The following is a 13,494-nucleotide window of genomic DNA, read 5'->3' as shown; positions in this document are numbered from 1 at the left end:
TATCACCCAATTTAGCGTACATCAAGATCCCCAATTCTCCCGATCCAAACTTCGGTACTGGATAGCTTCAGAAATGTGCAGAGATTCGACCTGATCGGAAGCTTCCAGGTCGGCAATGGTGCGTGCCACACGCAAAATACGATCGTAAGCACGGGCCGACAAGCCCAATTTCTCCATCGCATTTTTCAGCAAAACGTTGCTGGCCTCATCCAACTCTACATAGTCGCGAATTTGGCGCGACGACATTTGGGCATTGCAAAACACCCCCTCCACCTTACTGTAGCGATTGGACTGAATCTCCCGGGCATGAATCACCCGTTCACGAATAGCTTGGCTATCTTCCGTCTCGTCCAACTCCGACAATTTCTTAAACGGAACCGGCACCACTTCCAAATGAATATCAATACGATCAAGCAACGGGCCTGATATTTTATTCAAATACTTGGGAACCATTCCCGGAGCACAAACACACTCCTTGGTGGGATGATTGTAATATCCACAGGGACACGGATTCATAGAGGCGACCAACATCAAGCTGGCCGGATATTCCACCGAAAACTTAGCACGCGAAATAGTAATCTTTCGATCTTCCAGCGGTTGTCGCATGACTTCAAGCACTGTACGCTTAAATTCAGGCAATTCATCCAAAAAAAGCACCCCATTGTGTGCCAAGCTTATTTCGCCGGGTTGGGGATAAGTGCCCCCGCCGACCAAGGCAACATCGGAAATTGTATGATGCGGACTACGAAATGGGCGTTCGGTCATCAGCGAAGTGTCTCGGTCTATCTTCCCCACGACCGAATGGATCTTCGTGGTTTCCAAAGCCTCATGCAAGGAAAAAGGCGGCAAGATGGTTGGAATGCGTTTAGCCAGCATGGTTTTCCCTGCTCCCGGTGGCCCAATCATGATGACATTATGTCCGCCAGCAGCAGATATCTCCAGCGCCCGTTTTACATTTTCCTGTCCCTTTACATCTGAAAAATTCAGATCGGTATGATTCAGTTTCTTGTAAAATTCATCACGGGTATTGACGATGGTTTGTTCCAGCTCCACCCGGTCGTTGAAGAAATCAACCACTTGCGAGAGGTTCTCCACGCCATAAACCTTTAATTGATCGACCACCGCTGCCTCGCGTGCATTTTCACGAGGTAGAATAAATCCATCAAAGCCTTCTTCGCGCGCTTTAATCGCTATGGGCAAAGCCCCCCGAATAGGTTGCAGCGTTCCATCCAACGAAAGCTCACCCATCAGCAAGTAGTGCTCCAGTTTTTCGGGGGCCAGCTGTTCCGAAGCGGCCAAAACAGCGATGGCCAGCGGCAGATCATAAGCCGAACCTTCCTTGCGAATATCAGCCGGAGCCATGTTGATGACAATCTTCTTTCGCGGCCACTTAAAGTCATTCAGCCGTAAAGCTGACTCAATACGTTGCTGACTTTCTTTAACCGCACTATCAGGTAAACCAACCAGAAAAAACTTGATTCCCTGCGAAACATCGGTCTCAACAGTTATGGTGGTGGCATCAATTCCATGAACTGCAGCCGCAAAAGTTTTGATCATCATAGAAGTGGTTTTTAGAAAATCTCTATACAAAATATAAATTTACAAGGAGTAAGTATCAAATCCAAGTTTTCTTCCTATCTCTCAATTTACCTATCTTCGTAGCTTAATCAAGCTAACAAACGCATGTCACGGAAGCAAAAACTATATGAAATCATTTTCGAAGCCGACACGCCAAAAGGAAAACTCTTTGATGTCGCATTGCTTGTTGTCATCCTATTAAGCATCGCGCTGGTGATATTGGAAAGTGTTCCCTCTATCAATGCAAATTACCGTGAGCTATTACGCCTTTTGGAATGGTGCATCACCATTCTTTTTACAGCTGAATACATCCTGCGCATCCTGGTTGTTCAGCGGCCATCGAAATATATTTTCAGCTTTTACGGAATCATCGATTTTTTATCTGTCTTGCCTTCCTACCTTACTTTAATTTTTGTTGGCAGCCAGAGCTTGGTGGTCATCCGGGCTATCCGCCTGCTACGCATTTTCCGGATTCTAAAACTTAACCGCTACACCGTTGCCGGCAATAACCTGAAATTGGCCTTGCAGTCCAGCCGGGAAAAAATATTCGTATTCCTGTTTTTTGTGATCAATGTGATTCTTATTGTGGGCACCTTAATGTATTTGATTGAAGGCCCCGAAAATGGGTTCACCAGTATACCAACGAGCATTTACTGGACCATTGTTACAATGACCACTGTAGGTTATGGCGACATCTCCCCACAAACCCCGGTCGGTCAAATGCTGGCTAGTGTACTGATGATTGCGGGCTATGCCATTATTGCAGTTCCCACCGGGATTGTCACGGCAGAAATGGTCCGATCATCGACTAAGTCAAATACACAGGTATGCCCTCGCTGTCTGCACGATCAGCATGAAAACGATGCCGCTTTTTGTAAAAAATGTGGCAGACAGCTGAATTGAGCCACTAATATTTCAACTTTTTGATCTTAGGTCATTTCTTACTTTTTGCCTTCTGCTCTTCATCATCTGGCTTGATTTTTGTATTTTTGCAAGTCAATCAATAAATTAATATCATGATCGGGAGCTTTTTTCATTCACCCAAACATCGTCGTTTCAGCATGCCCTTTCGGTATTACAATCCCGAAAAAGAGGAAATGCAAGACCGTGAAGACCGGATTAAAAAAGAACTGGGGATTCATGAAAAAAAAGGAACTGACAGTGACTATCGTCCCAATATTCGCGGACAGTTTCGTCGGGCCATGAATCATTCATCCAAAACGGCTTCGGGAGAGCGACGTCGATCCAACACCCGCTTGCTTTTGTTGATTGTAATTATTTCGCTTGCTGCATACCTGTTATTCAAATTTTAAATTTCGTCTGTGCCAGATATTATCCAATTACTTCCCGATTCCGTTGCCAATCAAATTGCTGCAGGAGAAGTTATTCAACGACCTGCATCGGTAGTTAAAGAGTTAGTGGAGAATGCCATTGACGCCGGATCCACTCATATTCAAATCAATTTGAAAGATGCCGGACGTACACTCATCCAAATCAGTGATAACGGCTGTGGCATGTCGGATACCGATGCGCGCATGGCTTTTGAACGTCATGCGACCTCAAAAATAAAGGCTGCCAAAGATTTATTCGCCATCCGAACCATGGGTTTTCGTGGTGAAGCGCTGGCCTCCATTGCTGCCATTGCCGATGTGGAGCTACACACCAAGCAGCACGATCAGGAGCTCGGAACAATGATCCACATTAACGGATCGCAAGTATTGAAACAGGAAGCCACTAACTGCCCCAGCGGGACAAACTTTCTGGTCAAAAATCTTTTTTTCAATGTGCCGGCCCGTCGTAAGTTTTTAAAGTCGAATGCCGCCGAGCTAAAACACATCATCCACGAAATTCAGCGGGTAGCACTGGCCAATCCAGATATTGCCTTCTCCATGATAAACAACCAGCAACCGGTTTACGAGCTGGGACAAGACAATATTCGCAAACGAATTGTGGCTCTGTTTGGAAAGCACAGCATCCAAAAACTAATTCCGGTAAATACCGACACCAGCTTGGTGAAAATTACCGGATATATTGGTCAACCTAAGCATGCCCGAAAAACCTTTGGCGAGCAGTTCTTTTTTGTGAATAAGCGATTTATGCGTCATCCGTTTTTTCACAAGGCAGTGGTACAAGCGTATGAGAAAATACTACCACCCGATAGCATCCCCTCCTATTTTTTATTTTTTGAGGTGAAGCCCGAAAATATCGACATCAATATTCATCCGACCAAGACCGAGATTAAATTTGAAGATGAATCGGCCATTTGGCAGATGATTAAAGCCACTGTTCGTGAATCATTGGGAAAACACAATGTTGTGCCTTCCATTGACTTTGATCAGGCAGGCAGTTTTGACATTCCGGTAGCGCCCAAAAACGCCGATGAAGTTCGTCCTCCGGAAATCCAGGTCGATCCAACGTACAATCCCTTTGAAACTGACGTAGTATTTACCGGTACCAATCCTTTTACCCAGCAGCCAAAGAAAACCTCAAAAGCTCAATACTGGGAAAAACTGTATCAGGATTTTAATAAAAAAGAACACGAAGATCAACTACCGGAAGAACAAGAAGACCTGTTTCCAGAAGAGCTAGAGCAAAGCCCTAATGAAATTCAACACGAGGAATCATACTCTGGTAAAACTTTTTTTCAGTTTAAAGGCAAATACATTCTAACTCCTGTCAAATCCGGATTAATGGTCATTGACCAGAAACGAGCCCACGAACGGATTCTCTTTGAGAACTTCATGAGTGTGATTAACAGCAATCAGATTATCAGTCAAAAACAATTGTTCCCGCACACGTTTGACCTGAATGCGGCAGATGCACAATTACTTCATTCGGTTTTAGACGATTTGAGAGCCCTTGGGTTTGACATCAGTGGCTTTGGCAACAACAGCTTTATCATTAATGGTACGCCGGGAATGCTTGACAACTCGTCGCCGGAAGCCATTATCGAAAGCTTATTGGAGGACATCAAAAGTTCATCAACCAATTTGCAGGAAAAAGCGCGTGAAAAAATTGCCGCATCACTGGCACGAGCATCATCCATAACCTACGGCTATGTTATGAAGCAAGAGGAGATCAACCAACTGATTGACCAGCTATTTGCCTGCTCAACACCAAACTATTCCCCCACGGGAAAGCAAGTGTTAACAATTATGCCCATTGAACATTTTGAAAAACTTTTGAAGTGACAAATTGTCTATAGAATTGTTTACTTTGTATTGAAATCCATTTTTGGCCTGGCTCTTGTAGCCCGCATCTAAATTTTCAACTATGCAAAATTTCAGACCCTCTTTCAGCTCAATTCCACCGGTCGTCAAAAACCTGATTATAATTAATGTGCTGATGCTCGTGGCAACTTACATCATGAGCATGCAAAACATTGATTTAACGCGGATTCTTGGCCTTCATTATATTGCTTCACCCAAATTCGAACCTTACCAAATTGTCAGCCACATGTTTATGCATGGTGGCTTCACTCACCTTCTGTTCAACATGTTTGCTCTGTGGATGTTTGGACGCGTGCTGGAAAGTGTTTGGGGACCGAAGCGTTTTTTCATTTACTATTTCGCCACCGGATTAGGAGCTGCTGTATTGCACACTTTCGTCAACTTTATTGAATATCAATCGGTCATTTCAAAGATGTCGCCCGAACAAATTGACCTGGTCATGCAAAACGGCGCCGACATCTTAATGCAGGGAAAAAACTACACCGACCCCCTGAAGGGCAAACTCAACTTGCTACTTAATATTCCGACAGTAGGAGCGTCAGGTGCCGTATTTGGTGTACTGCTCGGCTTTGGAATGCTTTTCCCAAACACCCAATTGATGCTACTATTTCCGCCTATTCCCATCAAAGCAAAATACTTTGTTATCGGCTATGGGGTGATTGAGTTGTATCTGGGGCTGGCGCGTCCGGGAAGTAATGTTGCTCACTTTGCTCATTTGGGAGGGATGCTTTTTGGCTACCTACTAATTCGTTACTGGAACAAAAACAGTCGAAATTTCTATTAATTAAGCCATATGAGTATTATTGACGAAATAAAGGAATCTTTTAAAAAAGGCTCAATCCTCACCCGGTTGATCTATGTGAATCTGGGCGTTTTCCTCTTTATTCGCATTCTCAACGTGTTTTTCTTTTTGCTTGATCAGAATTTCTCCGTGTTGAACTGGCTGGCCTTGCCTGCAGACATCCATCAGCTGGCCTACAAACCCTGGACGCTGGTCACCTACATGTTTTTACACTTCGACTTTTTCCACATCCTCTTTAACATTCTATGGCTGTATTGGCTTGGCAAAATATTTCTGTTCTATTTTAATGAAAAACAGTTGCTTGGTATTTACCTGCTGGGCGGACTCGCCGGAGGAATCTTCTTTCTGGCTGCATACAACCTATTTCCCGCCTTTACCGAAGTGGTTGTTTTCTCGCAACTGCTAGGAGCCTCAGCCTCGGTTATAGCTATCGTTATTGCGGTAGCGATGTGGGCACCTAATCACACTATCAACCTGCTGTTCATTGGGCCAATCCGCATGAAATATATTGCCTTAGTATCTTTGGCCATGTATGTTATCGGCATTGCTTCGTCTAACTCAGGAGGGAACCTCGCGCACTTGGGCGGCGCTTTTATGGGGATGATCTTTGTCTTGCAGTACCGCAAAAATAAAGATCTGACAAAAGGACTTTCCGACCTGATTGCTAAAGGCGAAAAACTTTTTAAGCCTCGACCAAAGATTAAGGTCACCTACAAAAAATCGGCGACCGATGATTTGGAATACAACCGCCAGCGAAATCTAAAACAAAAAGAAATTAACCGGGTTTTGGAAAAGATCAGTAAATCGGGCTATGATTCCCTAACCAAGGAAGAAAAAGAACTGCTCTTCAAAATGGGGAAATAATCCCTTAGTTAGGGCATCTTGGTCTTGGCTCAAAGCCAATATCATTTTTCAATCACAAGTCATGGACAAACCATCCGTTCATATTCCCGACTTAAGCAGCGAATTTTCGTTTCGAACTTCGCGTAGCAGCGGTCCGGGAGGGCAGCATGTGAATAAAGTTGATTCGCGTGTCGAATTGCGTTTCAACATTTCTGCCTCGCAGCAGCTTAGTGATCGGCAAAAAGAAATACTTCAACAAAAACTAGCGAACAAACTTACTTCCGATGGCGATCTGATTGTAGTCAGCCAGAAAGAACGTTCGCAAATTCGGAATAAGGACATTACGATTGAAAAATTATATGCTCTCCTTGAAAAAGCATTGCGTCCCGTCAAGAAAAGGAGGCCAACCCGACCGACACGTAGCTCGGTAGAAAAGCGGATAACATCAAAAAAACAAATGGGAGAAAAGAAAAAGAGACGAGGTAAAATTGATCTGTAATACCCCAGCACATGAATTTCAAACAGCTAAAACATCAACTGGTCATGGTTCTCCTAATACTTAGTTCGAGCTTAAATGCGCAGCATATAAACCCACTGGAACTTCGAACCGGTGATCTGCTTTTTCGCGAGTCTGTTTCGGGCGGTTTATCGCAAGCCATTGATCAGGTTACTCAAAACCGCAAGGAAACGCACTTTTCGCATGTTGGCTTGGCCATCCTCGAAAACAATTCGATTGAAGTACTGCATGCCAGCCCTATGGGAGGCACCTGTCGGGTTTCACTGGCTCAATTTTCACATCCCGACGGCGATTCGGTCCAGGTTACTGTTTACAGATTGAAAAAAGAATTTCGGAAAACCATTCCGCAAGCGGAGGAAAAAGCAAAAGCCTTACTGGGGAAACCCTATAACTTTAGCTATGTCCTGTCAGACACCAGTCATTATTGCTCCGAATTTATTTACCTTGCTTTTGAGAATGATTCTCTTTTCGAACTAAACCCGATGACTTTTAAAGATCCAAAAACAGGAGCATTCAGCCCGACGTGGCAAAAGCATTACGAAAAGCTTCAGATGGAAATTCCGGAGGGTCTACCCGGCTGCAACCCCAATGGAATGGCAGCATCGGAAAAGCTGGAGCGTCTGGGATTCTTGGAATAGGCAAAATCCTCATTGGTGCATTACAAACCTTGTGCGCAAGGTTCATTCAGCGGTTCTCGTTTTCAATTTTCGGAATAGACAGGAAGCTCGACATAAAACGTTGTGCCTTTGTCCAGTTCAGTTTCAAACCAGATGCATCCACGTGCGTTTTCAATAATCTTCTTCACAATTGCCAGTCCCAGTCCCATGCCACTGCTCTTGGTTGTAAAGTTTGGCTGAAACATTTGCTGACGAATATCTTCCTGAATACCCGTTCCATTATCCTGTACGGCAATTTGGGCAAATCCGTCCTTCTCCGTCAACACGACCTGCACTTTTCCGCTACGACTGGGCGGAATGGATTGAATAGCATTTTTAATCAGATTGACCAAGGCCCGCGAAATTTGCTCATGATCCGCATTAACCAGCAATTCCTCCTGTCCGTTCAAATCGACCGATAATTCCATGTGCGTACTTGATTCAAACAGTTCAGCCACCCGGGTTAACTGATCAGCAATATTAAACACCTCGTTTCGTGCTTTAGGTATTTTAGCAAAATTGGAAAACTCAGTCGCAATCTCTGACAACGTATCAATTTGCTCAATTAATGCTCGGGTCACCCGATTAAAAAACTCGTCGAAATGATCCGCCTTTTCATTTTTAGCACGCTGCAGGTATTGAATATTGAGCTTCATGGGCGTCAGTGGATTTTTAATTTCGTGAGCCACCTGTTTTGCCATCTCTCGCCATGCCAACTCTCGCTCGGTGCGAGCTAGCAAATCAGCACTTTCCGCCAACTCCTCTACCTTCCGGTTATATTCTTTAATCAAGGCGCCAATTTCATCATCGCGCTGATAACTGATTTGCTCATTTTTCTTAACCAGCTGAATTCCTTTCAATCTCTCCCGAACGATACTTAAGGGCCTGGTTATCTGATTAGCCAATAGTACCGCAACAATAACACTCGCCAAAAATAAAAACACATATAAGTTGATGAAAGCCACGATAAAAGTGGAAATCTCTTGTTTCAGCTCATCGCCCCGCGTAAAATAGGGCAAATTGATAAAGCCCAGGTAATCGCCCATATCGTTGATGATTGGTTCATAAACCGATAAGTAAGACAACTCTCCAATCTGTTCAGGCTGAGAATAAGTCACCTGGTAGTTTTCAATCAACTCATAATAGGCTTCGGTATTGATTCGATTCGAAATAATCCCCCGCAGAAAAATTTCGGGCCGTGAAGAGGCAATCAACTGGCCATCGAGCCCAAAAATATTGATATCCGTCCGAAAAACGATAGACAGCTTGTTAAGTTCACTCCAAAGCCAGTCAATCAAATCAGGCGATAGTTCATTCACATCATTCATCCGCATTTTCACTTCTTCGGCAATAGATTTCATTTTTTCATTCAAATCATCCTGATGTCGGTTTTCGTACTCCTGAATATTATAATAAATGGTGCCAGCAGCAACAAAAAAGAGCGAGCTTAACACCACCGCAATAATGGACGCCTGTATTTTAAACTTCAAATCATAAAACATGGCTTTCTTCCGGTACTGCGAATTTCCACCAAAAACAATCAGAAGAATGAAAACGAAGTAGAAAACAAAAAGATAAGGAAACGATATCAGGTAGTCCTTCAAGCCGAAAGACTTACTACTGACAATAATGTAGTTATCATTTCCCAGATCGTGAATCAAATGGTCATAGCCATCCCATTTTTCTAATGCAAATTCTGAACTGTCATTCTGAATATTGTACGAATCAATGTAGTAATTGTATTGATAGTCTCCATTCAAGGTAACCAACTCTTTGTCGAAATACTTGGCATACGAAAAATGTTGATAGCGCTTGGGCTTAGCCATCGATTGATCCAACAACAATTCGGGAAAGCCAGATCCCTCGGGCAACAAACGCGAGTTCAATTCGAAAAAGACGGAGGTCCCCAACGAATCAGCTGACAGCGGATAAAAAATACGCCCCATATAAGAGATTCGGCCGTTCAGGTTATCCATGAAGTAAAAATTGGTTCCCGGAATTTGCGTGCCCGATTCATTAATCATATCCTCAAAAAACGGAAAACAAGGCACCCAACGGTTATCCGGCTCAACTAACAAACTATCGGAACCGCTACATAAGATGATGTCCAGATCATATTTCCGGAAGTAGCCTCCAAAATACTGTCGTTCCAGATAGCTCTCCAGTTCCTGGTAAGTTGTAGATAGCAAATACGGAATAACAGAATCAACACTTAGTTCCCGCTGAATATCGGTCAGAAAAATTTCAGCTGCCGGATCATGCTCCGAATTTAGCGTCACGGTCATTAGCTTTTGACTTTCAACAGTCCGAAGCTGGTTATAATACTGGATATTGATGAGGGAAAAGAAGGCAAAAAGCGAAACAAAGTAAATAATATACGACAAGGAATGCCGCTTAAACTGGGTGTTCTTAAGCGCAAACACCGAAAAATTAGTCAGCAAAAACAGGCATACCATATACAGGTAACTATCCTTTAATGAAATGGCCAACCCAACAACAGCTACGCTCAGAATCAAATGCACTTGTAAAAATCGTTTCCGGGGAAGGTAGCGCTCACTCGATTCAACAACTTTTAAATTGATCAGAAAAGCCGAAAAGAAAAGCAGTGCGATGATGATAAAGCCCACCACACTGTAAAAATTAATGTCATCAATGCGATTCAGCTGAAAAGAAATACTACTGTTCCGAATCAGGTTCCCGATGAGGTAATTGGCAAATAAATAAACCAACAAACTAAACACATAAGCCGAAAACATTTCCTGCTGCCTCGCTCCTTGGGAATAGGTAAAATCTTTCACAAAGTTCATGCTCCAGAAAAAGAATAAAACTGCCAGCAGCAACAAATCACCCAACGAAGGCAACCAAAAAGAATACGCGTAAAGCGATGGTCCAAACAGCTCAAAAGCATAAGCCAGCTGAGGCAAGTGAAACAGCACATGAAACCAGTAAAAGCCCAAGAGCGAAAGTCCCAAAATAGTGACCCGCATCAAAAAGTTTTCGTGCCGGTAATGCTTAACCCGCTGACGAACAAAAACCAGCAAGATTAAAAAGGCAACAATAAAAAGAGCGGCAGGACCATAAAGCTGAGCTTTCGTACATTTAAATTTACCAGTGGGTAAGATTGAAAATAAATAGTTGCCCTCATCATCGCGAACCGAAAGGTTATAAGCCGATTTCTCGCGCTGAATGACAAAGCCTTCAGGCAAAACAAAAGGATCAACAAATTCATTTCGAATAAATTGATTCTCAATACTATAAATATCCTTAACATGAATTAAGCCAATCAGGTTCAGCGAATCAACCTGCCGATTAAGCCCAAAATAAGTTCCATTGGGCAAAGCTAACAACTCCTGGGCTGCCATCTTCCCAGAAAACCGACTGGTAAAGGCAAAATGATTATGCGACCAGTAAATAATTTCATTGCCATCCAACACCACAAAGCCCAAACCCTGATCGCGATACATCTTTGAATAAGCAGAAAACGAAGACGCAAAATTCCCATCAAAATCAGCCTGAGTCATCGCTTGCTCAATCTCATCCAGCTGAACGTTTAACGCTTGTTTCTGCAGCAGTAACTGCTCTTCGAACGCCTCCACCAAGCCTACTTCCGGCCGGTGTTTCAACGTATGGTGCTCAAGCAAAAAAGCAAAAACAAATAACGACAAGGAAAGGATCAGGAAACCGTATTTTTTGATGTTGTCCATACGCCGGGTTAAGATCAATTATTCATGATGGTAAGGCTCGCCCTTCAAGATGGTTAAGGCCCGATACAACTGCTCACTAAAAACCAACCGAATCAACTGGTGCGAAAAAGTCATTTTTGACAAACTCACCTTGCCGGCCGCTCGCTGGTAAACCGCATCGGAAAAGCCATAAGGGCCACCAATTACAAAAACCAGGGTCTTTAAGCCACCAAGCATCTTCTTCTCCAAAAACCGTGCAAATTCTGCCGACCGAAACGTTTGACCCCGTTCATCCAGTAAAACGAGCTCATCGCCAGCCTTTATCTGCACCAGAATCAACTCCCCTTCTTTCTCTTTTTGCTGATCTTCGGAAAGCTTCCGTGTATTTTTTAAATCAGGAATAACTAAAAACTCAAACGGCAGGTAATGCGGGATTCGCTTATGGTAATCTTCAAGCCCCTCCCGGAGGTATCGTTGGTCTGTTTTTCCTATCACAAGCAATTTTATCTTCACACGCTAAAAATTTAAGCAACGTAAGCTGTCTCACGTTATTTTTATAACTATCTTGAATTGTTAACGATAAATATCAGCATTCTATCTGAAAAGTAAGTACCTTTTCGCAGGATAAAATCCAAGGCAATTCCGGTCTGAAATTGTATGCTGAAAATTGTTAACTTTACAAAGTTATGTATCCTGTTGCATACTCTCTGCTTTTTGGTACAGTTTATGCATAACAGCAGGGCGTTTAAAAGATATAAAAGATGAAAAATCAACGGATTAGAACCTTAATTTCGATACTGGCATTTTTCCTTATTGCTATCACGAGCATGGCACAAGTTCCGGATGAAGTGATCTTGAGCCTGAAAACCGGAGATGCATCCACTTTATCCAACTATTTCAATGAAAATATTGAGTTAGTGGTGTTGGACAAAGACAATGTGTACAGCAAGGAACAGGCCAAGCAAATTGTGGCTTCCTTTTTCAGCTCCAATTCGCCCCAGCGTTTTGCTATCATACATCAGGGAGGAAAAGAAGGTGCCCGCTATGCTATTGGGAACCTGACCACAACCAAAGGAGTTTTTCGCGTTTATTTTTTATTAAAGGAAAAAGGTCAAAAAGACTACATTCATCAGTTACGAATCGAAAAACAATAAGCTAAATGGTGCGCAGCAAGCGAAGCCATAAGATTAAGCGTTTCTTCCTAAAACTTTTAATTTGGGTAAGAAAGATCAGCTTGCCCGGCTTTGACGAAATTGCCATCTATGATGTTGGCATGTTCTTTTACAAAAGTATCGTACAAGGATCGATCACCACGCGGGCATCAGCCATTGCTTTCAGCTTTTTTCTGGCACTTTTTCCCGCTATCATTTTCTTATTTACCCTGATTCCGTATATCCCAATTAAAAATTTTCAGGTCGAGTTATTTCTGTTAATTCAGGAGTTTCTTCCACCAGATGCCTTCGCAATGGTAGAAAAAACAATCCAGGATATTCTGACGCGACAACGGGGAGATTTGCTTTCGCTGGGTTTCTTTATGGCTCTGATATTTTCGACCAACGGGCTGGCAAGCATGATGAGTGCTTTTGACGCTTCATTGCATACCTTTAAGCGCAGAAGTTGGCTGGGGCAGCGACTCATTGCCATTATGCTGCTTTTCATCCTGTCCATCCTGATCACGCTAAGCATTGCCCTGATTACCGGAGGCCAATTTGCCATCAACTACCTGGCAGACCACAACTTGCTCCGCGATAATTTCACCTACTACCTCCTCACCTTCGGTAAATGGATCATCACAGTGGTTTTGTTTTTCTTTACATTTGCCTTTCTCTACTATTTTGCCCCAGCCAAAAAAACCCGCTGGCGATTCATCTCTCCAGGAGGAACCCTGGCTACAATCCTAAGCATCATCACCATGGTTGGCTTCAGTTACTACATCACCAATTTTGGGCAATACAATAAACTGTATGGTTCCATTGGCACGCTACTGGTTCTGCTGCTACTCTTCTACCTCATGTCGCTTATTCTTCTCATAGGCTTCGAACTTAATGCCAGCATCAACGAAGCACACCAGCGCGCGCAAGAAGATTAGTTTACCCTGAAAAATCACCATTTTATCGAAAAGCTCGTGACGCTTCCCCGGCAATTCGTAAATTTAGGCTTCCGAATAAATTTAAAATTCATTCCT

General features: G+C 43.2%; 12 protein-coding genes. 9 read left to right on the top strand and 3 right to left on the bottom strand.

What is annotated here, in order from left to right:
• Positions 1-21 precede the first annotated feature (21 nt).
• A complete protein-coding gene (locus ACUNWA_RS14275; RefSeq protein ID WP_445592602.1) occupies positions 22-1,560 on the bottom strand; it encodes a YifB family Mg chelatase-like AAA ATPase in 1,539 nt (512 codons plus the stop codon).
• Between the two features lie 123 nt (positions 1,561-1,683).
• Here ACUNWA_RS14275 and ACUNWA_RS14270 point away from each other — a divergent pair, with 123 nt between their 5' ends.
• The 7 genes from ACUNWA_RS14270 to ACUNWA_RS14240 all read left to right on the top strand — a co-directional run bounded on the left by ACUNWA_RS14270 (position 1,684) and on the right by ACUNWA_RS14240 (position 7,608).
• Positions 1,684-2,481, top strand: coding sequence for an ion transporter (locus ACUNWA_RS14270; RefSeq protein WP_445592601.1), 798 nt, complete (start codon positions 1,684-1,686; stop codon positions 2,479-2,481).
• A 113-nt stretch (positions 2,482-2,594) separates the two neighbouring features.
• Positions 2,595-2,891, top strand: coding sequence for a hypothetical protein (locus tag ACUNWA_RS14265; protein WP_445592600.1), 297 nt, complete (start codon positions 2,595-2,597; stop codon positions 2,889-2,891).
• A gap of 9 nt (positions 2,892-2,900) precedes the next feature.
• Positions 2,901-4,769, top strand: coding sequence for a DNA mismatch repair endonuclease MutL (mutL, locus tag ACUNWA_RS14260; protein WP_445592599.1), 1,869 nt, complete (start codon positions 2,901-2,903; stop codon positions 4,767-4,769).
• An 82-nt stretch (positions 4,770-4,851) separates the two neighbouring features.
• A complete protein-coding gene (locus ACUNWA_RS14255; RefSeq protein WP_445592598.1) occupies positions 4,852-5,592 on the top strand; it encodes a rhomboid family intramembrane serine protease in 741 nt (246 codons plus the stop codon).
• A gap of 9 nt (positions 5,593-5,601) precedes the next feature.
• A complete protein-coding gene (locus ACUNWA_RS14250) occupies positions 5,602-6,474 on the top strand; it encodes a rhomboid family intramembrane serine protease (protein WP_445592597.1) in 873 nt (290 codons plus the stop codon).
• 61 nt (positions 6,475-6,535) lie between these two features.
• A complete protein-coding gene (arfB, locus tag ACUNWA_RS14245; protein WP_445592596.1) occupies positions 6,536-6,952 on the top strand; it encodes an alternative ribosome rescue aminoacyl-tRNA hydrolase ArfB in 417 nt (138 codons plus the stop codon).
• A gap of 44 nt (positions 6,953-6,996) precedes the next feature.
• Positions 6,997-7,608 carry a YiiX/YebB-like N1pC/P60 family cysteine hydrolase gene (locus tag ACUNWA_RS14240; protein WP_445592595.1) on the top strand — a complete coding sequence of 204 codons (612 nt, stop codon included), beginning with the start codon at positions 6,997-6,999 and terminating at the stop codon, positions 7,606-7,608.
• Between the two features lie 62 nt (positions 7,609-7,670).
• Here ACUNWA_RS14240 and ACUNWA_RS14235 read toward each other — a convergent pair whose 3' ends face one another.
• Entirely contained in the window at positions 7,671-11,330 is a 3,660-nt protein-coding gene (locus ACUNWA_RS14235) for a sensor histidine kinase (RefSeq protein ID WP_445592594.1), read from the bottom strand.
• 18 nt (positions 11,331-11,348) lie between these two features.
• Positions 11,349-11,822 (bottom strand): 23S rRNA (pseudouridine(1915)-N(3))-methyltransferase RlmH, encoded by a 474-nt coding sequence (gene rlmH, locus ACUNWA_RS14230; protein WP_445592593.1) that lies wholly within the window; start codon positions 11,820-11,822, stop codon positions 11,349-11,351.
• A 248-nt stretch (positions 11,823-12,070) separates the two neighbouring features.
• Between rlmH and ACUNWA_RS14225 the strand changes: the two genes are divergently transcribed.
• Entirely contained in the window at positions 12,071-12,463 is a 393-nt protein-coding gene (locus tag ACUNWA_RS14225) for a DUF4783 domain-containing protein (RefSeq protein ID WP_445592592.1), read from the top strand.
• A gap of 5 nt (positions 12,464-12,468) precedes the next feature.
• Positions 12,469-13,398, top strand: coding sequence for a YihY/virulence factor BrkB family protein (locus ACUNWA_RS14220; protein WP_445592591.1), 930 nt, complete (start codon positions 12,469-12,471; stop codon positions 13,396-13,398).
• Positions 13,399-13,494 lie beyond the last annotated feature (96 nt).

This window comes from Sunxiuqinia sp. sy24, from assembly GCF_052677165.1.
The sequence above is the reverse complement of the archived record's forward strand: the minus strand, read 5'-3'. Positions and strand labels throughout refer to the sequence as shown.

Bases quoted from the DNA above. Each gene is read 5' to 3' on its own strand.
- ACUNWA_RS14275 (WP_445592602.1), bottom strand. From the start codon at position 1,560: ATGATGATCAAAACTTTTGCGGCTGCAGTTCATGGAATTGATGCCACC.
- ACUNWA_RS14270 (WP_445592601.1), top strand. From the start codon at position 1,684: ATGTCACGGAAGCAAAAACTATATGAAATCATTTTCGAAGCCGACACG.
- ACUNWA_RS14265 (WP_445592600.1), top strand. From the start codon at position 2,595: ATGATCGGGAGCTTTTTTCATTCACCCAAACATCGTCGTTTCAGCATG.
- ACUNWA_RS14255 (WP_445592598.1), top strand. From the start codon at position 4,852: ATGCAAAATTTCAGACCCTCTTTCAGCTCAATTCCACCGGTCGTCAAA.
- ACUNWA_RS14250 (WP_445592597.1), top strand. From the start codon at position 5,602: ATGAGTATTATTGACGAAATAAAGGAATCTTTTAAAAAAGGCTCAATC.
- arfB (WP_445592596.1), top strand. From the start codon at position 6,536: ATGGACAAACCATCCGTTCATATTCCCGACTTAAGCAGCGAATTTTCG.
- ACUNWA_RS14240 (WP_445592595.1), top strand. From the start codon at position 6,997: ATGGTTCTCCTAATACTTAGTTCGAGCTTAAATGCGCAGCATATAAAC.
- ACUNWA_RS14235 (WP_445592594.1), bottom strand. From the start codon at position 11,330: ATGGACAACATCAAAAAATACGGTTTCCTGATCCTTTCCTTGTCGTTA.
- ACUNWA_RS14225 (WP_445592592.1), top strand. From the start codon at position 12,071: ATGAAAAATCAACGGATTAGAACCTTAATTTCGATACTGGCATTTTTC.
- ACUNWA_RS14220 (WP_445592591.1), top strand. From the start codon at position 12,469: ATGGTGCGCAGCAAGCGAAGCCATAAGATTAAGCGTTTCTTCCTAAAA.